The organism is Streptomyces sp. CNT372, assembly GCF_000377145.1.
Map to the genome: position 1 here is coordinate 1 of NZ_KB897787.1, position 21,307 is coordinate 21,307.

Annotated in this window: 17 protein-coding genes and 1 pseudogene; 7 read left to right on the forward strand and 11 right to left on the reverse strand. The window is 76.1% G+C overall.

Annotated elements, in window-relative coordinates; genetic code table 11:
* Positions 1 to 8: 8 nt before the first annotated feature.
* From C593_RS0122560 to C593_RS30240, 5 genes and pseudogenes are all read right to left on the reverse strand, one after another.
* Positions 9 to 905 (reverse strand): alpha/beta fold hydrolase, encoded by an 897-nt coding sequence (locus C593_RS0122560; protein WP_486591170.1) that lies wholly within the window; start codon positions 903 to 905, stop codon positions 9 to 11.
* A 276-nt stretch (positions 906 to 1,181) separates the two neighbouring features.
* A complete protein-coding gene (locus C593_RS0122565) occupies positions 1,182 to 1,448 on the reverse strand; it encodes a DUF4235 domain-containing protein (RefSeq protein ID WP_018849592.1) in 267 nt (88 codons plus the stop codon).
* Positions 1,445 to 1,993, reverse strand: coding sequence for a DUF3618 domain-containing protein (locus tag C593_RS0122570; RefSeq protein ID WP_018849593.1), 549 nt, complete (start codon positions 1,991 to 1,993; stop codon positions 1,445 to 1,447). The genes C593_RS0122565 and C593_RS0122570 overlap by 4 nt, the downstream gene beginning before the upstream one ends.
* Complete coding sequence (locus C593_RS0122575) at positions 1,990 to 2,397, reverse strand: phage holin family protein (RefSeq protein WP_018849594.1); 408 nt, start codon at positions 2,395 to 2,397, stop codon at positions 1,990 to 1,992. The genes C593_RS0122570 and C593_RS0122575 overlap by 4 nt, the downstream gene beginning before the upstream one ends.
* A 197-nt stretch (positions 2,398 to 2,594) precedes the next feature.
* Positions 2,595 to 3,922 (reverse strand): annotated as a pseudogene (locus C593_RS30240) (carboxylate-amine ligase).
* 193 nt (positions 3,923 to 4,115) lie between these two features.
* Here C593_RS30240 and C593_RS31950 point away from each other — a divergent pair.
* Complete coding sequence (locus tag C593_RS31950) at positions 4,116 to 4,337, forward strand: hypothetical protein (protein WP_078521794.1); 222 nt, start codon at positions 4,116 to 4,118, stop codon at positions 4,335 to 4,337.
* A 34-nt stretch (positions 4,338 to 4,371) separates the two neighbouring features.
* Here the strand turns inward: C593_RS31950 and C593_RS30245 are convergent, their stop codons facing one another.
* Positions 4,372 to 5,019 (reverse strand): potassium channel family protein, encoded by a 648-nt coding sequence (locus C593_RS30245; protein WP_018849597.1) that lies wholly within the window; start codon positions 5,017 to 5,019, stop codon positions 4,372 to 4,374.
* Positions 5,016 to 6,434: a chloride channel protein gene (locus C593_RS0122595; RefSeq protein WP_018849598.1), complete on the reverse strand. Its 1,419-nt coding sequence runs from the start codon at positions 6,432 to 6,434 to the stop codon at positions 5,016 to 5,018. The genes C593_RS30245 and C593_RS0122595 overlap by 4 nt, the downstream gene beginning before the upstream one ends.
* 411 nt (positions 6,435 to 6,845) lie before the next feature.
* Here C593_RS0122595 and C593_RS0122600 point away from each other — a divergent pair, with 411 nt between their 5' ends.
* Together C593_RS0122600 and C593_RS0122605 are read left to right on the forward strand one after the other, a co-directional pair.
* Positions 6,846 to 7,277: a DUF7144 family membrane protein gene (locus C593_RS0122600; RefSeq protein WP_018849599.1), complete on the forward strand. Its 432-nt coding sequence runs from the start codon at positions 6,846 to 6,848 to the stop codon at positions 7,275 to 7,277.
* A gap of 313 nt (positions 7,278 to 7,590) precedes the next feature.
* On the forward strand, positions 7,591 to 9,606 hold the full coding sequence (locus C593_RS0122605) for a SpoIIE family protein phosphatase (RefSeq protein WP_486591173.1): 2,016 nt from the start codon (positions 7,591 to 7,593) through the stop codon (positions 9,604 to 9,606).
* Positions 9,607 to 9,747: 141 nt separating this feature from the next.
* On the opposite strand, the gene C593_RS0122610 is transcribed toward C593_RS0122605, so the two are convergent.
* Positions 9,748 to 10,614 carry a (2Fe-2S)-binding protein gene (locus C593_RS0122610; RefSeq protein WP_018849601.1) on the reverse strand — a complete coding sequence of 289 codons (867 nt, stop codon included), beginning with the start codon at positions 10,612 to 10,614 and terminating at the stop codon, positions 9,748 to 9,750.
* Between the two features lie 306 nt (positions 10,615 to 10,920).
* Between C593_RS0122610 and C593_RS0122615 the strand changes: the two genes are divergently transcribed.
* The 4 genes from C593_RS0122615 to C593_RS33440 are packed head-to-tail and all read left to right on the forward strand — an operon-like array spanning position 10,921 to position 16,981.
* The gene (locus tag C593_RS0122615; protein WP_018849602.1) at positions 10,921 to 12,117 is read left to right on the forward strand and encodes a hypothetical protein; all 1,197 of its coding nucleotides are present in this window, start codon (positions 10,921 to 10,923) and stop codon (positions 12,115 to 12,117) included.
* A complete protein-coding gene (locus C593_RS30250) occupies positions 12,114 to 13,898 on the forward strand; it encodes an IucA/IucC family protein (protein WP_018849603.1) in 1,785 nt (594 codons plus the stop codon). The genes C593_RS0122615 and C593_RS30250 overlap by 4 nt, the downstream gene beginning before the upstream one ends.
* A gap of 6 nt (positions 13,899 to 13,904) precedes the next feature.
* The gene (locus C593_RS33435; protein ID WP_018849604.1) at positions 13,905 to 15,695 is read left to right on the forward strand and encodes an IucA/IucC family protein; all 1,791 of its coding nucleotides are present in this window, start codon (positions 13,905 to 13,907) and stop codon (positions 15,693 to 15,695) included.
* A complete protein-coding gene (locus tag C593_RS33440; RefSeq protein ID WP_018849605.1) occupies positions 15,692 to 16,981 on the forward strand; it encodes a type III PLP-dependent enzyme in 1,290 nt (429 codons plus the stop codon). Before C593_RS33435 ends, C593_RS33440 begins: the two co-directional genes overlap by 4 nt.
* 138 nt (positions 16,982 to 17,119) lie before the next feature.
* Here the strand turns inward: C593_RS33440 and C593_RS0122635 are convergent, their stop codons facing one another.
* The 3 genes from C593_RS0122635 to C593_RS0122645 form a co-directional block, all read right to left on the reverse strand.
* A complete protein-coding gene (locus C593_RS0122635; protein WP_026277977.1) occupies positions 17,120 to 18,496 on the reverse strand; it encodes an alpha-lytic protease prodomain-containing protein in 1,377 nt (458 codons plus the stop codon).
* 308 nt (positions 18,497 to 18,804) lie between these two features.
* Complete coding sequence (locus tag C593_RS0122640) at positions 18,805 to 20,013, reverse strand: IS701 family transposase (RefSeq protein WP_106434731.1); 1,209 nt, start codon at positions 20,011 to 20,013, stop codon at positions 18,805 to 18,807.
* Positions 20,014 to 20,068: 55 nt separating this feature from the next.
* A complete protein-coding gene (locus C593_RS0122645; protein WP_078521802.1) occupies positions 20,069 to 21,043 on the reverse strand; it encodes a LysR family transcriptional regulator in 975 nt (324 codons plus the stop codon).
* Positions 21,044 to 21,307: the final 264 nt, after the last annotated feature.

Consider the following 21,307-nt stretch of genomic DNA (forward strand, 5'->3'; position numbering starts at 1 on the left):
CCACCACATCAACCACCCCCCGACGGAACGACGAAGCGCCCCACCCGCCCCGCGACCCGCGCGCGGTCGGCACCGAACCACACGAAGTGACTCGGCGCACGGCTGACCACCAGCTCCGCGCGCGGCAGCGCCCGCACCAGGGCCTCCGCGTGTGCGAAGGGCACCGAACCGTCCCGCGGCGAGGCAACGACCAGCACCGGCTGGACGACACCGGGCAAGGTCAGGGGGCGTGCCCGGCGCAGCTGGTCCAGATCGTTCGCGAAGCCCGCGCCGGACCGCATCGCGGACAGCAGCGCGACCAGTTCCGAGAGCTCGTCCGCGCCGAGATCCGCGAGGACATCCGCCGGCCTTTCTGTCGTCAGGTCACGCAGCAGGAGACGGAGTCCGATCCCGGGGGACCTGCGCAGCAGAGCCGCGGTCACACGCCAGGTCACCGCCTCGGTGCGCGGAGAGAACACCAGGCGGGCCGCCGCGGCGGTGGGGCGACCGGGCCAGGGGAGAGGGCCGACGGCGGACTCCAGGACCACGCGCCGCACGAGGTCCGGGTGCCGGGCGGCCATCGCCACAGCCGTCGGACCACCCGCCGAGATCCCCACACACGCCGCTACCTCCGTGATGCCCAGCTCCGTGCAGAGGCCGGCCACCGTGTCGGCGAACGCATCGGGTGAGGCACCCGCGGACAACGGTGTCCCCCCGTACCCGGGACGGGAGGGAACCAGCAGCGAACAACCCGCGGACCGGTACGGCTCCTCACCCAGCGAAAGTCCCGCGCGCATGTGTCCGCCGTGGAAGAGCAGGACCACGGGACCGCCGCCCCGCCGCTCCCACCGGTACTCCACCGGCCCGGGCCCGGTGCTCAGCCGCTCCGCGGGTGTCTCCATCCGTCCCCTGTCCCTGTCGCTCATCGGCATCCTTCCTCAGCGGTCGAATCGCAGGACCGCGCACCGGATCCTGACACGTTCCCCGTGCCCGCGAGGTTCCGGCGTGGCGCCGGAGATGCTTCGATGCGCCGGGACGACCCGGCTGACGCGCTTCTGACGCCGGATCCGCGCATCCTGACGGGCTCCCTACGGCCCGGCGGCCCGGGCATGAGCGAACGCGGGACGCACGACGGCCCGGGCCCCTGTGCCGGGGGTCCGGGCCGTCGCGCACGGCAGGCGTGGCGCAGGTGTCCGGCGGCGTCAGTCCGGCCAGGTGCCGGTGACGCGCCGGACGGCGACCGCGCCGCCGCGGTCCACCGCCGCCTTGACGCAGGCGAAGATCGCGCCCTGCAGAGTGGCCGCGAGGAGCACCTCGCCCCAGCCGCGGTCCTGGTCGGTCGCGCGTGGGGCCTCGCTGTCGCCGCCGACCCGCTTCCACACCTGGCCGAAGACGGCACCCGCCACCGCTCCGGTCGCCGCGCCGAGGGCGAAGCCGACCGGCTTGTAGAGGAGCTTCGACGTCCTCACCGGTTCCTCCTCCGCCGGACCAGGGCCACCACGGCGACCACGAGGGCTGCGGCCCCGGCTATCACCTTCGGGTTGCGCCGGGTGGTCTCGGCCGCCTGCTGGGCGGTGTCCTGGACGGCCGGCGGTGTCTTCTCGCGCACCGTGTCGCCGACGGCCGCCGCGGCGGCCGTCGCCTTCCCCTTGGCCTCGACCGCCTTGTGCGCCGCCTGCTCCTTGGCGAGCGCCGCCGTGTGCGCCGCCTGCTCCTTGGCCCCGGACGCCGTGTGGGCGGCCTGCTCCTTCGCCGCGGCCGCCTTGCGGGTGGCCTGCTCCCTGACCTCGCCCGCCCGGCGGGCGGTCTCCTCCTTGGCCCGCACGGCCCTGTCCGCGGCCTTCACCTTCGCCTCGGACGCGGACTGCTTGACCCGGCTCTTCACGTCCGCCTTCGCGGCGAGCGCCTCGACGGTGCGGCCGAGTTCCTCCCGGGTGTGCTCCACCTGCTTCCGCAGCTCCTCGCTGGACGGGGCGCCGGGCTCCGTGTTGCTGCTGTGCGAAGGGGTGCTCATCGATGTGCCCTTTCCTTGATCTCGTTTACGTCGCGCCGCACACCGCGCAGGGCCTCCTCCGGCTTCGGCGGGGTGGCCGCGCGGACGTTCCTTCTCCCCGCGGCGCCGAGGACGGCCGCTGTCAGGAACAGCACCGCCGTCACGATCAGCGCCGCGGCCCACCAGGGCAGGACGAGGGCCAGGGCGATGACCGCCGTGGCCACCAGTGCCTGGACCCCGAGCAGGGCGGTCAGACCGGCGGCGGAGAACAGCCCGCCGCCGACGCCGAGTCGCTTGCCCTTCTCGGTCATCTCCGCCCGGGCCAGCAGCAGTTCTTCGCGGACGAGTTGCGAGATCTGCTGCGACGCCCGGCCGACGAGCTCTCCGACCGGCTCGTCCGGGACATCCCGACGGATGTCGCTCATTGGCTTTCACCACCTCACGGATGCTTGCGCTCCGGTTACCCGGTCGGCGCCGCTGTACAACTGCGGTTTTTCTATGCGGACTTCACATGTGGGGCGCACACGTGCGCTCCGCGCACATGGGTCTGGGGCACATGGGCTCCGCGCACATGGGTCCGGGGCACATGGATCCGGGGCACATGGGCTGTGCGCACACTGCGTCAGCCCGCCGCTTCCGGCGAGGGCCCGGCCTCCGACGCGGCCCCGGATTCCGGGGCAGGGGTGGGGCCGTGGGCCACAGCCGGGCCCACGGCACGGGCCTCACGTACGGCCTCCGCCGACCGCACGGTGAGGGCCGCCGTGCGGTCCACCACGGCGCGCAGGCTGCCGGTGCGCCGGAAGTGGCGCCGCTGGCGGTCCGCGCCGCCGCCCAGGGAGAGGCACCGGTCCAGCAGCGTGTGCGCCGCAGCCAGGTCACCGGCCGCGGCCAGTCCGGGGGCGGCCCGGGCGACCAGGCGTTCGACCAGATACCGCATCGGAGCCTCGTCGCCGGTCTCCGGGTCCCCGCCCCGGCCGGCGAGCCCGTCGGCGGCCGCCCGCCGGTGCGCCTCCCGGAGCCGGTCCGCCGGCATATCGGGCACGGCCCGCCCCACCCGGGCCTCGGCGAGGAGCGCCCCGCACAGGCCGCGGGCCAGCACCGCGAGGAGGACCGTGCAGTCCAGGTCGGCGTTGACGTCCGCGACCCGGATCTCCAGCGTGGGGACGTGCTCGGACGGGCGGGCGTACCAGTACACCATCCTGCGGTCGAGCGCGGCGCCGCCGGCGACCAGCGACCGCACCACCGCCTCGTAGCCGCGCGGGCCGGGGACCGGCGGGGGTGCGGCCGTCGGCCGGCGACCGAATTCGGCCGCCCGCGCACCGGCCAGACCGCTCTCCTCGCCCCTGCTGAGCGGCGCGTTTGCGGCCAGCGCCTCGAACACCGGGAGCCAGGGACGCACACGACCGGCCAGCATCAGCGCCCGGTCGCGGCCGAAGGTGCCGATACGGAAGTGGCAGCCGCAGGTCGCGCCCGCGCCGTCGCCCACCACGTCGACGAAGTGCCGGGCCATCCGCCGGTAGCGGGCGTGGCGGTCACCGGCATCGGATCGGCCGACGGGACCACGGGGGTGCCAGAGGCCAGCAGCAGACAGTCCGTGTCGGCGGCCGCCGCGGCCACGGTGGCGCGCAGCGCGACGAGTTGATCGCGCAGTGCGCCGGCGGAGGCGGTCGGGACGGTGCAGGTCTCGATCATGGACGGGTACATCTCGGCCTGGACCTGTTCACCGAGCAGGGGTTCCGCCAGGGCGATCACCTGCGGGGCCCGCGGCGCGGGGGCACGGCTGCGGCGGTCGACGAGGAAGAACTCCTCCTCCACGCCCATCGTGTGCACCCGGGCGTCCCCTGCGGGGGCTTCGTCCCCGGCGGACAGGATGCCGGGGCCCTCCGCGCTGCGCGGAGGCGGAAGTCCGGTCGGCGGGACGGGTGTTCCGGCGGACGACGGCGGTCGCATGGCCACTCTCCGGTCGCGTCTCGCGGCGTGTCGGGCGGGGCCCCTGTGCTGCCCGGTTGCCCACGCGCCGCCGCCCTACACCTCTCCCGCGCCTCTGCGGCGCGGGGCGCGGCCGAGGCGACGAGGGGTCGAGAACCGGTCACTCTGCCCGCGGTCCACCCTCGCTGTCGTACCCCGCCACTACAGTTCGACCATGCTTTCGACACCACACCGCCGTACGGGCTCACGGGCTGCCTCCGTCGTGAACGCCGAGATCCGTGCGCTGTGGTGCCGCGGCATGCTGACCGTCAGCGAGCGGGAGCGGTACCGGGAACTCCTGGCGGAGTGGGCGGAAGCGGTCCGCGCCGAGGAGATGAGCGAGCACCGGGCCGCCCTCACCGAGGGCACCCGCGGCGACCTGGCCCGCGCCGCCTGACGCACGGCCCGGCCGCCCCCGCGGTCGCCGGCCCTCACCGGACCCGGTCCGCGGCAGGCTCCTCCCCGTCCCCGTCCCCGTCCGCGGGGGGCCGGTGGCCGAGGCGGCGGCCGACCTCACTGCGGACCCGCCGGGACAGGGTCGTCGTCGCGGCGGTCAGGAAGACGAAGGTGTAGAGGATCTGGACGATGGTCACCACCCGGGCCGTCTGCCCGGTGGGGACAATGTCCCCGTAGCCGACCGTGGCCAGGGTGATCACCGTGAAGTAGAGGGCGTCCAGGCGTGTTTCGATGCCGTCGAACTCGCCTCCGGCGCGGGCCAGGGTGTGGTAGCCGCCCGCGAAGACGACCACAGACAGGCACATCAGCAGCGGGATGGCGATGCCCGCCCGGGCGCGCTCGTTCTCCAGGATCACGGCCCGGATCTGGAGCAGCAGGAGCAGCGTGACGGAGCCCAGCGCGGCGATGAACAGCGCCCAGCTCAGGGCAGGGCGTTCCGGGCCGAGGTGTTCCAGCGGGACGAGGAAGTAGCCGGCGGTGATCACCGCCACCACGGCGAGGCCCAGCGTCCACCGCAGGGCGAGGCCGCGTCCCGACAACTGCCTTCGCAGTCCGGTCCGGCCCCGGCCCGCGTCCGCCCGGTCCCGTTCCGGCCCGGCCCGGTGCGAGCCCCCGCCGGTCATGACCCGCCCCCGCCCGGCCGGGGCAACGGGGGCCCGTCCGCTCCGTCCTGGGCCGGGCCCGGGCCGGCGCCGGTCGCACCGGGCCCCGAAGCCCCCGCGGCAGGATCCGCCCCGCCCGCCGGACCCGTCGGGTCCGGTCCACGTTCCAGCAGCTCCGCCGTCACGAACGCCACCACGGCGCAGACCACGATCAGCGGCATCTGGTCCTGTGCGTCGGGGCCCAGCAGCAGCACCGCCAGGACCGTACTGGTGACCGGCAGCCGGGTCGCCACCGCGGCCGCCGCCGCCAGGCCCAGCGCGAGCGCCGGGGTCACCCCCAGCCCCGGCAGGCCCGACGCCGCCACCCCCGCCGCCGCGCCGAGCATCAGCGCCGGGAAGATCGGCCCGCCGCGCATACTGCCGAGACACAGACCCCACGCGAGCCCCTTGCACAGCACCAGTGCGAGCAGCGCGCCCACCGGCCAGCCGCCCGGATCGGCGGCCAGCTCCGCGATGGCCTGCTGACCCGAGAGCGCCGCCTCCTCGGGGGACCGGCCCGTGATCAGCCCGTACGCGGCCAGCACCACGCCGACAAGGGCCCCGCAGCACACGGTCCGCACCGCCGTGCGCCGGGCGGTCCAGGCCGCTGTCAGCCGTCCGACCCGGTGCATGCCCGTGACGACCACGGCGATCAGCACCGCAAGCGGGACGCCCCACAGGAAGTCACCCGCGTCCGGCGCGGCCGGCGGCGGCACGTCCGGCAGGGAGAGCGCCCCGCTGGACAGGCCCGTCCAATCGCCGAAGCCGGTGAACACCAGGGCCCCGACACCGCTGGCCAGCAGACAGGGGAGGATCAGCACCACCAGCCGGGGGCCCGCGAGCCCCGCGGCCTCCACCACCAGCACCGCGGCGACCACCGGTCCGCCGAGGATCGTGGAGATCGCGGCCGTCGACCCGGTGGTGCCGACGACCAGGGCGGCCCGCGGGTCGGCGGCCCGGCGCGCGGGCCGCAGGGCGAGCAGGGCCAGCCCGCTGCCGACCGCCATCAGTGGCGCCTCGGGGCCGAGGACCACACCCAGGGGCAGCGTCGCCAGCGCCGCGAACGCCACCCCCGGCAGCTCGCGCGGGCCCAGCATCGGCCCACCGAGCCCGTTCACCGGGATGTGCCCGCCGCGCCCCGGCGCCCGGGTGACCACGGGCGCCAGCAGCAGTCCGGCGAGCAGGAGGCAGGGCAGCGGCCACCACCAGGGGGCCTCCTCGTAGCCCGCCGCCTCGGGCAGGGACTCCCACACCCAGTGCTGGAGCTGGTGCTGGAGGCTGACGAAGAAGAAGCAGGCCAGGGCGATGGGGACGCCCATCAGAACCGAGAGCGCCAGCAGCTTGGCGTAGCCGCGGCTGCGCAGGAGCTCCCGCAGGCCGGTCGCCTCCTCCGCCATGGGTCCTCCCGCGCTCGGCGTCCCCCGCAGGGGTGCCCGGCGGCTCGGGGACCGCCGGGCACCCTTCAGTCAACGCCCGCCGCCCGCCCCGCTGCCCGGTGTGCTGCGCGGACCGGGTGAACGTCGGCGGGCCGCACCCGGGCGCCGGGACGCCACCGGGGGACGCTCGCGCACCAGGACACGCGCGCCCCGGGACGCTCCCGGGTGCGCACCCGACCGGGGCATCCGCGGGGGACGCGCCCGGGCCGGGAGGCGCGCCCCGGGACACCCCCGGCAAGGCCCGCCCGGACCGGGAGGCGCCAGGCCCGGCCCACCCCGTTCGGCCGCGCCCGGTTGGCGCACCGGCCCGGGCGGGCCGGACGCTCGAACCTCCCGCGCGCACCCGGTGCGCGCATCCGGAAGGAGCGCTCGATGACACAGGAAACGCCCCCGGTCGGCGCCAGGCCGCCCGTCCCCGACCCCGACAGCGCCTGGGTGGCCGGCGGAGTCGTGTTCGCCGGTGTGCTGATGCTGTGCGGCGGGATTCTCTCCGTCCTCCAGGGCATCGCGGGGATCGCCGAGGACGACTGGTACACCCGGGTCGGCGACTACGTGTACCGCATCAGCCTCAGCGGCTGGGGCTGGATCCACCTGGTCGTCGGCGTGCTGGTGGCCGTCACCGGAGCGGGTGTCCTCAAGGGCGCGGAATGGGCCCGCCTCACCGGCATCCTGCTCGCCTCCCTCTCCCTGATCACCCAGTTCCTGTTCCTGCCCTACGCGCCGGTCTGGGCCGTGATCATGATCGCGATCGACGTCTTCGTGATCTGGGCGCTGGCCGCCTACCGCCCCACGAGCACTGCCTGACCCACCTGGCTCGCCCCACGAGCACCGCCTGACCCACCCGGCTCGCCCCGGTACCGCCGCCCGACCCGCCCCCGCGCGTTTCCGGGGCGCCCGGTTCCGTCCGAAGGGCTGCGGTCCGAGCCCCTGCCGGGGGAGTATGGGGGTACCCGTCATCCCGGCGAGAGGGCGCGAGCGGCCGGGTGCGCCCCGAGCCGTGACAGCGGAAGGAGCCACGGTGGGCAGCGCTGACGTGTTCCGTGCGGGTCTCGCCGACGACGGCAGCCTCGCCGACGACGGCGGCGCGGACCTCGCCCTGTCCCCGCCCGGCGGGCTGATGGAACTCCTCGGCGTCGCCGCCGTGGTCGTGGACGCCGAGGGCCGGATCGTACTGTGGAGCCCGCAGGCGGAGGACCTCCTCGGCTGGACCACCGAAGAGGTCCTCGGCCGGTACGCCGCCCAACTGCTCGTCGCCGACGAGCACCTGCACCTGGTGCTGAACCTCTTCCGCCGGGTCATGGAGAGCGGCGAGGGCTGGGAGGGCGTCTTCCGGGTCCGCCACAAGGACGGCTCCACCCGCCTCCTGGAGTGGCGGAACATGCGCCTCCAGGACGACCTCGGCGGCTACTACGCCCTCGGCCTGACCACCGACCGGGCCACCCTGCACCGGGTGGAGCGCGACCTCGCCCTCTCGGTCCGGCTCGTCGACCAGTCGCCCATCGGCCTCGCGGTCCTCGACACCGACCTGCGCTACGTGTCCGTGAACCCCGCCCTGGAGCGGATCGGCCGCCTGCCCGCCGGGGAACTCCTCGGCCGGGGCATCCGCGAGACCCTGCACTTCGGCGACGCCGACCGCCTGGAGGCCGCCATGCGCAGCGTCCTCGCGACCGGGGAACCGCTGGTGGACCGCCATGTGCTCGGGCCGCTGCCGCCCGAGGCGGGGGAGCGTGCCTGGTCGCTCTCCCTGTACCGGCTGGACGACCCCGGCGGCCGGGTCATCGGCGTCGCCGTCTCCGTCGTGGACGTCACCGACCGGCACCGGGCGGCGACCGAGGCCGAACGGGCGCGCCACCGCCTCGCCCTGGTCGCCGACGCGTCCATGCGCATCGGCACCACCCTCGACCTGGAGCAGACCGCCCGCGAACTGGCCGACGTCGCCGTGCCCAGCCTCGCCGACGTGGCCGCCGTGGACGTGCTGGACCGGATCCTCGCCGCCCCCGGCGCTGGCCCGGACCGGGACGAGGGTGACGGGGACGTCCTCATCCGGGCGCTCGCCGTCACCGCCGCGTACCCCACGGTCGCCGTCGAGGCGGCCGACCGGCCCGGGGAACTCGCCCGCTACGGCGCCGGACGCCTGGTCACCCGGTGCGTACGGACCGCCCAGCCGGTGCGGATCGACGTGCTGGGCCCCGGCGACCTCCGTGACATCGCCCGCGACGACCGGGCGGCCGGACTCCTCGCCCGGGCCGGGGTCCACTCCTACCTGGCCGTCCCGCTGATCGCGCGCGGCGAGGTCCTGGGCGCGCTCGACCTCAAACGGACCCGCAACCAGGAACCGTTCAGCGAGGACGACGTCCTGCTGGCGACCGAGTTCGCCTCCCGTGCCGCGGTCTGCATCGACAACGCGCGCTGGTACCGGCAGCAGCGGGAGACCGCGCTCCTCCTCCAGCGCAGCATGCTGCCCGCGATGCCCCAGCACCTCGTCGGGCTGGAAGCCGCCTCCCGGTACCAGCCGGCCCGCGCCGGGAGCGAGATCGGCGGTGACTGGTTCGACGTCGTCCCCATGGACCGCGAGCGCACGGCCCTGGTCGTCGGGGACGTGATGGGCAGCGGCATCAACGCGGCCACCGCGATGGGCCGGCTGCGCACCGCCACCCAGACCCTGACCCGCCTCGGCCTCGACCCGGCCGTGGTGCTGCGCCACCTCGACGAGATCACCGCCGGTCTCGACCCGTACATCGCGACCTGCATCTACGCCGTCTACGACCCGCACCGCGCGCAGGTCTGCATCGCCAACGCGGGGCATCTGCCGCCGGTCCTGGTGCGGCGGGGCGGCACCCCGAGGCTGCTGGACCTGCCGCCGGGCGCGCCGCTGGGTGTCGGCGCGGTCGGCGGGACGGGACTGCGCAGCATCACCGTCGGCATCGATCCCGGGGACGTGCTGGTCTTCTACACGGACGGGCTCGTGGAGACCCGCGACCAGGACATCGACACCCGGCTCGGCACCCTGACCGGGCTGCTGCACACGGCGGACGCGACCCTGGGGGAGACGTGCGACCGGCTGCTGAGGGCCCTGCGGCGGCCCGACACCCCCGACGACGTCGCCCTGCTGATCGCCCGCGCGACCGGCTGACCGGCTGCCGGGGGCCGTTCGGCGGACCCACGAGCTGCCGGGGGCCGTTCGGCGCTCCGCCGGTCCGGGGGGAGCCGTTCGGCCGGCCGGCGGCCTGCCGGGAGCCGGCCCGGTGGCGCGCCGCCCCGGCCGGCCTCCGGCTCAGCCCCCCGCGGCCTCCTCCTCCAGCCGCCGCAGGCGCTCCGTGTCGCAGGTACGCGGGCAGGTCGCGCACGCCTCCAGCGGGCGGACCGTGTAGTGCAGACAGCAGCCCAGCCGGGTGCGCGTGGGATGGCGGGCGCCGCCGCGCCCGGTCAGCGTCCGGAAGTCCGCGCCGCCGGGGAACGGCCCCACCCGGCCCGGGAGGAGTTCGCCCGCGGCGCCCACCGCGGCCTCCTCCTCGCCCAGCATCCGCCCGAGGTACCAGACCCCGGACACCAGGTCGTCGCCGACCATGCCCCACAGCGCCCGCGGCCCCCGGCGCAGCCGCGGCCCGAGCGCCCCGAGCAGCGGGCGGGCCAGCCGGGCGGCCGTCTCGCGCACCTCCGCCCGCAGCGCGTCCTCGTCCGGGACCGTCCGAACCCCGGGCAGTCCCGCGGCCGGGTCGCCGGGCAGACAGGTGAACGCCCCCGGGACCACCTGCCAGGCGCCGGAGGACAGATGGACCCGTACTTCGTCGGCGCGCAGCCGCGGAACCCGGCGCTCCAGATACCAGGGCCCGCTGACGAGCAGGCAGACGGACCACAGCCACCCGTGCAGGATGCGGGTCGCGGCCACATCCGGCCGGGGGCCGACCCCGTAGCGCTCGCGGATTCCCTCGGCCTCCGCGACCAGCAGCGCCTCCAGCAGCGGCGGCCGCAGGACCAGTTCGGCGCCGTCCGCCCAGCCCTGCCCGGCGGGCGCGGGCGGTTCGGCGACGGTGAGGCCGAGCGCCGGGCAGAGCGCGCCGAGGCGGCGGTAGGCCGAGGCGAGCAGGGCGGAGCAGCTCGCGGCGGGTCGGACGGTCGCCGACGCCGGGGCCGGGGTCACGGGAACTCCTTGGGACGTGCAGGGCTGGGCGGGGTCCGCGGGCCGGGGGCGGGTAGCGCGGGCACGGCAGCGCGGCACACGCCCGGCGACGGCCGCCGCCGGGGCGAGGGAAGGCTCACCTTACTCGCTCCCGGCTGTGGTCCGTGTGAACCGGGGTGCAGGTGTGGCGAGTTGGTGCTTTTAGGCTTGCCTAACCTAAGCTCACCCGTCATGACCTGGAACGGACCCGCGTCAGGGGGCCGTCCGGCGCCCTGCGCGGAGCCGAGCGCCGCGCAGGGCACGGCGCCGTCGCGGAAACGGAACCCCATGCAGCTCTCCCTGCTCGCCCTCAACCCCACGGACTCCGTCACCGAGGGCTTCCTCCCCGCCGCCCGCCGGCTGGGCCTCGACGTCACCGTGCTGACCGACCAGCCGGACGCGCACCTCGCCGCCTGCCCGGGGACGCGTGTACTGCCGTGCGAGGTGCGCGACTTCCGGGCCGTCATCAGCCGGCTGAGCACCGGACCGGCCCCGGACGCGGTCTTCACCAACAGCGACCACCTCCAGGTGCAGGCCGCCCTCACCGCCGACTGGTTCGGCCTGCCCGGCAAGGACTGGCGAGCCGCCCTGCGGACCAAGGACAAGGCCCAGATGCGGCGCGCCCTGGCGGCCGCCGGGCTCGACTCCGTCCGCGCCGCCGAACTGCCGCCGGGCCGGGATGCGTCCGGACTCCTCGCCGCGGAACCGGACTGGCCGTTCCCGTGCGTGGTCAAACCCCGCGAGGGCGTGGCCAGTGAGGACGTCGCGCTGGCGGGGGACGCCGGGGAACTCGCCGCCCTCTGCGCCGGTATACGGGACCGCCGCCCCGGGGAGGCGCTGGTCGTGGAGGAGTACCTGCCCGGGGAGCTGTGCACCCTGGAGACCCTCGGCGACGGGCGGCGGCGCCATGTGCTCGGCGGCTTCCGCACCCGGCTCTCCCCGCCGCCGCACTTCATCGAGGAGAGCCTGACGTGGGTCCCCGCCCACCCCGAGCCGGTCGTCGCGCAGGTCCTCGCCCAGCTCGACGCCCTGGGTGCGGGGTTCGGGGCGTGCCACACCGAGTTCACCGTGCACGAGGGGCGCGCCCGGCTGGTGGAGGTCAACTACCGGGCCATCGGCGACCGTTGCGACCTCCTCCTCGCCGAACTGCTGGGCATCCCCCTGTTCGAGCTGATCCTCGCCCCGCACCTCGGCCGCCCGCTGCCCGGCAACCTCGGCCTCCGCACCGGCCTGGCCGCCCGCATGGACTACCCCGTCGCCGAACGGGACGGCACCCTCACCGCCGCCCCCGGCCCCCTCGAACAGAACGTCGGGCAGGTGCGTCTGACGTACCGTCCGCTGCGCGCCCCGGGCAGCCACCACGAGGTGCGGCGCACCAACCGGGACTTCCTCGGCGTGGTCCGCGCCATCGGTGACGACCAGCGCGCCGTGGACCGGGCCGTGGAGGACTTCCTCGCCGCCCAGCACTGGGAGATCACCCCGTGAGCGCGGACCCCGGCCCCGGGGCCGCCGGCCCCGCCGGGGAGCTGCTGCGGCGCGTCCTCGGCGCCCTGCTGCGGGAGGACGTCGCCGGTCTGCGCAGCCGGAGCACCCTCCACCGGGCCGCCGACGGCCACTGGCTCCGGCTCGCCCAGGGCCCCGGCGCACTTCTGCTGCCGGTGCGCGAGGACGGCTTCCAGAGCAGCTGGACCGCCCGGCTGCCGCTGCTCCGCCGCGAGGCCGACGGCACCGACCTGACCGGCGCCGACGAGATCCTCGCCGCGCTCGCCGCCCTGGCCGACCCCGCCGACCGGCCCGGCTACCTCGCCTACGCCGCCGAATGCCGCGAGGCCCTCGCCGCGACCCTGCTGCACCGGGCCACCGGGACGGAGACCGCGACCGCACTGAGCGCGCGGTACGGACCCGACCCCGCCGGCTGGACCGGCCCCGCCGCCTCCCTCGCCTTCGACACCCTGGCCGCCCGCACCGACCACCCCGTCTACCCCACCTCCCGCGCCCGCGCCGGACTCGGCCCCGCCGAACTGCGCGCCCACGCACCAGAGTTCCACCCTGCCTTCGGGCTGCGGCTGCTCGCCCTCCCGGCCGGGTCCGTCACCACCGCCGGCGAGGGCACGCCGTGGCCCTGGCCCGCGACCCCCTCCGAGGCCGGCCTGCCCGGGCGGCTGGACGCCACCCACACCGTGCTGCCCGTGCACCCCCTCACCGCCGCCGGGCCCCTCCGGGAAGCCCTCGCGGACCTCGGCCCCGGCAGCCGGGCGCACCTCGCGGACGGCACCTGGGGCCAGGTCGTACCCACCCTGTCGATGCGGACCGTCGCCCTCGCCGCCGACCCCCGCGTCCACCTCAAACTGCCCCTCGCCACCGCCACCCTCGGCCTGCTCAACCGGCGCACCGTCAAACCCGGCACCCTGCGCGACGGGACGGCCGGGCAGCGCCTGCTGGAGACCGTCCTCGCCCGCGAACCCCGCTTCCGGGACACCGTCCTGCTCGCCGACGAGACCCGCTGGGCCCACGCCGGCCACCCCCTCCTCGCCGTCCTCGCCCGCACCCTGCCGGCTCTGCCCGCCACCGCCGTGACCGTCCCCCTGGCCGCCCTCCTCGCCCCCGCCCCCGGCGGACGGCTGGTGATCGACCACCTCGCCGACCGCCACCACGGCGGCGACCCCCTCGCCCTCCTCGACGCCCTGCTCACCCTGCTGCTCGACTGGCAGACGGCCCTCTTCGGCTACGGGATCGCCCTGGAGTCCCACCAGCAGAACGTCTCCCTGGTCCTGGACCCCGAGGGCCCCCACCCGCTGCGCCTGCTCTTCAAGGACAACGACGGCCCGCGCGTCAACACCGCCCGGCTGCGCGACCGCCTCGGCGACGCGGCCGAGGAGGCCACCCGCCCCGGCTTCGACGACCCCCGGATCACCGGCACCTCCGACGCCCCGGTGGCCGACCTGTTCACCACCGTCACCGTCCATCTGTGCGCGGGTGCCTACGCCTTCGGCCTCGCCCGGGCGGGCCGCGCACCCCTGGGTGCCCTGCTCGGCCTCGTCCGCGACCGGCTTCGCGAGGCCGTCTCCCGGCTCGGCGACGGACACGGCGGCGAGGTGCTGCGCGCCCGCGTCCTGCACGCCCCGCACCTGCCCGTCAAGGCGATGGTCACCGCCGGCACCCTGCTCACCAAGGCCCGCTCGGGCGCGAGTGACATCAACAAGCACTACACCACCGGCCCCAACTACCTGAACCACCACCGCAACCCCTCGTCGCGAGAGGCATGACCGACGATGCCCAGCACCACTCCCGGCCCCCTGCGCGCCCGGCCCCGCCCGCCCGTGCCCGCCGGCGCCCGCACCCCGGCCCGCCCGCCCGGCACCCCCGGCACGCCCCGGGCCGCCACCCCGGCCGCGCCCCCCACCGCGGACGACGCCGTCGCCCACACCCTCGTCAACTGCCTCCTCCGGGAGGTCTCCGGACCCGACGGACAGGCCGCCACCGGCGGCGGACACCTGCTGCTGCGCCTGCCCCGCCGGGGCGTCCGGCTGCGCGTCGCCCTGCGGCGCACCTCCCTGATCGGCGCCCACCGCTTCACCGGCCCCGTCCAGGAGGAGCGGCACGGCTCCTGGGCCCCCATCGGCTGGCGCCGCCTCGCCGACCACGTCCGCGCCGAACTCACCCTGCGCAGCGGCGTCGCCAACGAGGAGTTCACCGGCCAGGTCGCCGCCGGGCACCGGGCCGTCGCCACCGCCCTCGCCGCGCCCCGCCGCACCCACGGCACCGGACGCCTCGCCGCCTATCTCGCCTCCGAGCAGTCCCTGCCGCTCGGCCACCGCTTCCACCCCACCCCCAAGGCGCACGGCGCCGACCCCGCCGCCTGGGCCGCCTACGCCCCCGAGTCCGGAGCCGCGTTCCCCCTGCGCCTGCTCGCCGTACGCGAGGAGCTGACCGCCGAGGAGTGCGCCGGCCCCGGCGCCGTCGCCCCCCTCGACCGCCTCGGCGAGGCCCCGCCCGGCTACCGGCTGCTGCCCGCCCATCCCTGGCAGTACGCCATGCTGCGCACCCGGCCCGCCCTCGCCGGGGCGCTCGCCCGCGGCGACATCCTCGACCTGGGCACCGGCCGCCGCCGCTTCGTGCCCACCGCCTCCGTGCGCACCCTCTACGACGGCGACACCTTCCTCAAGTTCAGCCTGGACGTCCGCATCACCAACTGCCTCCGCAAGAACGCCCACTACGAACTCAGCGGCGCCGTCGCCCTCAGCCGCCTGCTGCGCCCCGCCCTCGACGACCTCGCGGACCGCTTCCCGGGCGCGGCCGTGCTGCGCGAGCCCGCCTACCGCTCCGCCGCCGTCCCCGGCCCCGGCGGGCGGGCCGACCGGGATCTCTTCGAAGGGCTCGGCGTCATCGTCCGCGACGGCCTCGACCCCCACCTTCCCGACGAAGGCACCGCCCTGCTCGCCGCCGCCGTCGCCGACGAGTACCCCACCGGACCCCACCACGTCTCCCGGCTGCTCACCGGACGCCCGCCCGCCGCCGCCCTCGACTGGTGGCGCCGCTATCTGGACCTCCTCGTCCCGCCCGTCCTCGCCGCCTACTTCGACCACGGCGTCGTCCTCGAACCGCACCTCCAGAACGTCCTGGTGGTCACCGGCCCCGAGGGGCTGCCCGAGCGGGTCCTCTTCCGCGACCTGGAGGGCACCAAGCTCCTCCCCGGCCCGCACGCCGCCGCCCTCGCGGCCCTCCCCGCCGAGGTCGCCGGACCGCTCACCTACGACCCGGCGCGGGGCTGGCGGCGCGTCGCCTACTGCCTGTTCGTCAATCACATCGCCGAACTCCTCGCCGCCCTCGCCGATCTGCACCCCCACACCGAGCGCGCGCTGTGGCAGGAGGTCCGCCGGGTCCTCACCGCGTACGCGGCCGGGCACGGCACCCCGCCCGCCCTCGGGGCCCTGCTCGCCGGGGCGCCGCTGCCCGCCAAGACCAACCTGCTCACCCGGTGGGGCCGCGGCCCCGACCGGGAGGCCGGCTATGTCGACCTGCCGTCCCCCCTCGCCCCCCTCGCCCCCGGAGCCGCCCGGTGACCCCGCGCCCCGACGCCCCCCGCCCCGAAGGCGCCCCGGCGTGCCCCGTGCCCCCGGCCGCCGTCCGCGACCACGCCCTGGCCCTCGACGCCGCCGCCCTGCCCGCCTACCTCTACGACCTCGGCGCCCTGGACGCCCACGCGGCCCGCGTCCGGGCCGCCCTGCCCGAGCGCGTCGAGCTGTACTACGCCGCAAAGGCCAACCCGGAGCCGGAACTCCTGCGCACGCTCGCCCCGCACACCGACGGCTACGAGGTCGCCTCGGCCGGCGAACTCGCCCATGTCGCCGGGGCCGTGCCCGGCCACCCCCTCGCCTTCGGCGGCCCCGGCAAGACACCCGCCGACCTGGCCGCCGCGCTCGCCGCCGGGGTCCACCGCGTCCACGTCGAGAGCCTCACCGAACTGCGCGCCCTGGCGCATCTCACCGAGGACGGCGCGCCCGGCCGCAAGGCCGAGGTCCTGCTCCGCTTCAACCTGCCCCTGGACGCCGGGGCCTTTGCGACCGGGGCCCTCGCCATGGGCGGCGGGCCCTCCCCGTTCGGCATCGACCCGGCCGAGGCCGACCGGGCGCTCGCCCTGGTCGCCCGCTCGCCCGGCCTCCGCCTGCGGGGCGTCCACGCCCACCTGGTCAGCGGCCCCGCAGCCCCCGAGCTCCTGCGCGTCGCCCGGTCCGTCGTCACCTGGGCCGGGGAACTGGCCGCCCGGCACGGCACCGCCCTGCACGAGGTCAACACCGGCGGCGGTATGGCCGTCGACTACGGCCGCCCCGGCGCCCTCTTCGACTGGGACGCCTACGGTCAGGGCCTCGCCCGTCTCCTCGCCGACCGCCCCGGACTCCGGCTGCGCGTCGAACCGGGGCGCGCCCTGACCGCCTACTGCGGCTGGTACGCCACCGAGGTCCTGGACGTGAAGCACAGCCACGGCGAGGACTTCGCCGTGCTGCGCGGCGGCACCCACCATCTGCGCACCCCGGCCACCAAGGGGCACGACCAGCCCTGTGCCGTGCTCCCGGTCGGCCACTGGCCCCACCCGTGGCCCCGGCCCGCCGCCCGGAGCGGCCGCGTCACCCTCACCGGGCAGCTCTGCACCCCCAAGGACGTCCTCGCCCGCCGGGTGCCCCTGCCGGGCCTTCGGGCGGGGGACCGGGTGCTGTTCGCCCTCGCGGGCGCCTACGCCTGGAACATCTCCCACCACGACTTCCTGATGCACCCGCACCCCGGTGTCCACTTCCTGCACCCGGAGCCCGGTCCCGGCCGGCCCCCCGGCCCGGACCGGGCGGACGCGTGAGCCGCCGGACCGCCCGTACCGGCGGTCCGGCGGCCCCGCCCGCCGCTTTCCGGGCCCACGACCCCGGGGAGCGGCGACGGCAGCGCGCGCCGCGGCCCCTCGCCCGCGGCGCGCGCACCGGTCACGTGGTCCCGTCCGTCACAGACGCTGCCACAGCGCCGGGACGTTCGGCGGCTCCCAGCCCGTCTGGGCCTGGTGTCCCTGGAGGCAGCGGTAGGTCGCGCCGCCGTAGGTGACCTGGGCGCCGGTCGCGTAGACCGTCCCCGCCGCCCAGGTGCCCCCCGGCTCCCCGGGCGGCTCGCCCGGACCGGGACCCGGGTCCGTGGTCGTGCGCAGGGTCAGTCCGTATGCCTGGAGCAGCGGATTGATCGGCTGGTGGTACGTGGTGCCGCCGGTCCGGCAGTTCCCCGAGCCGCCCGAGGTGACGCCCTGCGCCTGGCTGCCCGAGATGTAGGAGCCGCCCGAGTCGCCCGGCTCCGCGCACACCGAGGTCCGCGTCACCCCGGTGATGGTGCCCTCCGGGTAGGTGACGCTGGTGTTGTGCTGCTGGATCGTGCCGCAGTGCCAGCCCGTGGTGGACCCGGACCGGCAGACCGAGGCGCCGACCGGCTGCTGCACCGACCCGGCCACCTGCACGTTCTGGCCGCCCGCGCCCTTCACGTACGGGGTGGCCGTCCACTGGCTGTTCGTCAGTACCCAGGCCGTGTCGCGGCCGGGGAAGGTGGACGCCTGGAAGGTGCCCTGGGCCACCTGGTTGAACCCGGAGGTCGCGGTGCCCGCGCGGCCGCAGTGACCGGCCGTCGCGAAGCCGTGCTGGGTGCCGCGGGTGACCGCGAAGCCGACCGAGCAGCGCCCGCCGCCGCCCATGTAGTAGGCGTCCCCGCCCCGGATGTCGTACAGCGGACGGGGGCTCTCCCCGGTGGCGGCCACCCGTATCCGGTCCCGGTCGGCGCCGCTCGCCGCGATCAGGGCCTCGGCCGCGGCGGTGTTCCGCGCCCCGACCACGACCGTGTTCTCGCGCACGTCCACGTACCAGACGGGGACGGCGGGGGAGCCGGCGCGGGCCGCGGCACGGTCCAGGGCGGCCTTGGCGCGGTCGAGTTCGGCGAGCGAGGCCCCGGCCGCGACCGGCTTCGCGCCCTCGGCGCGGACGGCCGCGTGGTCGGCCGCCCGGGTGGTGGCCACCGTCAGGGTCCCGGACTCCGCCCCCGACACCCAGGCGCCGGCGAACGACGCGCCCAGGCGCTGCTGGAGACGGGCCGCGGCCGCGCCCGCCTCCGCCTCGTTGACCAGCCGCCGTTCGGCCTGGGCCGCGGTCAGTCCCAGGTCGCGCTGCATGGCCCGCTTCAGCCCGGGCTGCGCGGCGGACACGGCGAGCGTCCCGGCGGCGGACGTCCCGCCGCCCGGGGACGCGGCGGAGGGCTGGGCCGCCGCGTACCCCTGGAGGGAGGCCAGCACCAGCGCCCCCGCGGCCACGGCCGCGGCACACGCCGCCCTGACAGGTCTGTGGAACATGGGGAGTCCCCTCGGTCTCGGTGTGGGAGGTGTCCCGAAACCGTAGGGAGCCCGCCCGTGCGGGCCCCAGATCCCAACCGGCCCCCTGCGCCGCGTTATGGGGGCCGGCGCGCCCGCCCGGCGGGGCCGGCGCGCGTCCGGAAACGTCGCCCCCGGTCCGCGTGTCACCGACGTCCCGCGGCACCTCCTAGTAGTGCTTTGTTAGGTGGTGTCGTAGGGCTGCCATGGGACGGGTTGTCGGCAGGTGGGGCAGGTGCCGTTCCAGGTGGCGATGAGGTGTTGGAGGAGGTCCAGGGCCTGGTAGAGGGTCAGGCCCTGGCAGGGACTTTTGGGGACCTCCGCTGTTCGGTCAGGAACAGGTGGGCGGCGGTGACGAGGGTGACGTGCCGGTGCCAACCGGTGAACGAGCGGCCCTCGAAGTGGTCCAGACCCAGAGCCGTCTTCAGCTCCCGGTAGTCGTGCTCGATCCGCCACCGGACCTTCGCCAGCCGGACCAGATCCTTCGCCGGGATGTCGGCGGGTAAGTTCGAGATCCAGTACTTCACCGGTTCCGCCTCGCCCTCGGGCCACTGCGCGATCAACCAGACCAGAGGGATCGTGCCGTCAGCTGCCGGCTTCGGACGACGGCCGGCGAGACGGACCCGCAGGAGCACGAAGTGCGCGTTCATCGCCGCCTTCGAGCCCTTGCGCCAGGTCACAGCCCGGCCGCTGCTGCGTCCAGCAGCCACCACATGCTCGCGCAGGGCTGCCGGGCGGGTCCGATAGCGGGGAAGCGGACGGGGGCCGAGACCGCCGTAGTCGGGCGTGTGCGGCACCGCGTCCTGACCGTGCGCGGTCATCTCGCCCTTGACCTGGAGCACCCAGGCATGGCCGCGTTCGTCCAGACCGTGGCGGAAGCCGGCGTTCGCGCCGTAGCCGGTGTCCGCGACGAGGACGGCAGGCCGCAGGCCGGTGGCGGCGAGGTCGTCGAGCATGTCCAACGCCAGTTGCCACTTGGGGCGGTGGTGCTCGGTCTCGGGAATCCGGCAGGCCCGCCTGCGGGCTTCGGCTTCGGGCTCGTCCCAGGCGGTGGGCAGGAACAGCCGCCAGGACAAGGGACATGAAGCCGTGTCCGAGGCGGCGTGGATGCTGACCCCGATCTGGCAGTTGCCGACCTTCCCCAGAGTGCCGGAGTACTGGCGGGCCACGCCCGGCGAGGAGACGCCGTCCTTCGGGAAGCCGGTGTCGTCCACCACCCACGCCTGCGGTCGCACCGCTGCCACCGCCCGCCATGCCAGACGGGTCCGGACGTCCTCGACCGGCCAGGTCGAGGACGTCATGAACTGCTGTAACTGCTGGTGATCGACCCCGAGCCGTTCAGCCATCGGCTGCATCGACTTCCTGCGACCGTCCAGCAGCAGGCCCCGCAGATACAGAGCACCCTTCTGCCGCTGGTCCCGCCGCACCAACGGCGTGAACACCTCCGAAGCGAACTCCTCCAACCGACCCCGCACCGCGGCAAGCTCCCCAGCCCTCATACAACCAGCGAACTACCACACACCCAAGGTGACAAGACCAGCTAACAAAGCACTACTAGGAGGTGTCCGGCGCGTGGAGGGCGGGGGAGCGGCCCGCGGCGAGCCAGCGGGTGTAGCTGGGGCTGCGCCCGGCCGCCTCGCGGTGGGCCGCGCGGACATGGGCGATGACCTCCGGCGCCCCGGCCGCCGCCGGGGAGCCCGGGTGCCAGCCGAGGAGGTGGCGCCAGACAAGAGGCGTGCCGGCCAGCGCCCGGGTCACCACCCCCGGCGTCGCCGGGAACGTGGCCCGGCACAGGCCCACCGCCCGTCCCACCTGCACCAGATGGACGCAGGAGGCGGTGTCCGTCTCGTAGACCCGGGCCGGGGTGAACCCCGCCCGGACGCACGCGGCGGCGAAGCAGTCACCGAAGCAGCCGTCGCCCGGGACGTCCGCCCACGCCTCGCCGGACAGTTCGGCGAGGGCGATCTCCTCGCGCGCGGCGAGCGGATGGTCCGTCGGCAGCATCACGAACACCGGGTCGCGGGCCACCTCCGTCCACGCGAGCCGGCCCGCCTCGGGCGGCGCGCTCTCCCCGCAGGTGCCGATCAGCGCGTAGTCGAGCCGCCCGTCGACCGCCTGGGCGGCGATCTCCCGCTCGGACCAGGAGGTGTGGGTCGCCATCCCCGCCTCCGGCTCGGCCCCGGCGAGCCGGTCCACCAGACCGCCGAGGAGCGGCCCGTGCGTACCGCCGAGCCGGAAGCTGCGCTGCCCGCCGCCGCCCGCGCGGGCGAACCGGACGGCCTCCTCCTGGAGTTCATGGACGGCGGGCAGCACCACCCGGGCCCGGCCCAGCACCAGTTCGCCCAGGGCCGTGGCGCGCACCCCGCAACGCCCCCGTTCGAACAGCTCCCCGCCGAGGGAGCGCTCGATCCGGCGCAGCTGGGCACTGAGGGCCGGCTGCGCCAGGCCCAGCGCGGTGGCCGCCTTGGTGAGACTGCCCGCCTCGGCGATGGCCCTGATCGTCCTGAGGTGCCGCAACTCCAGTTCCATGAACGCAGCTTGGCGGCCCGCCGACGCCCCGGCAAGAAGAAGGTCCAGACCAAATCGGGGAGTCCCGGCGGACGGCCCGCACCACCCCTCGCGGCCGCCCGCCACGCGCCTCGTGCCGCGGCTGTGACCTGCGACGTCCGCGGGGCCCCGCCCGCTCCGCCGGCCGCCCGCGCGGGAGCACCGTCCCTGCGGACACCCGTGTCGCGCCACCGGCGGGGGATGACATCATGTCGCGACGCGCGGCGCCGACGTGCCGGCCGGCCG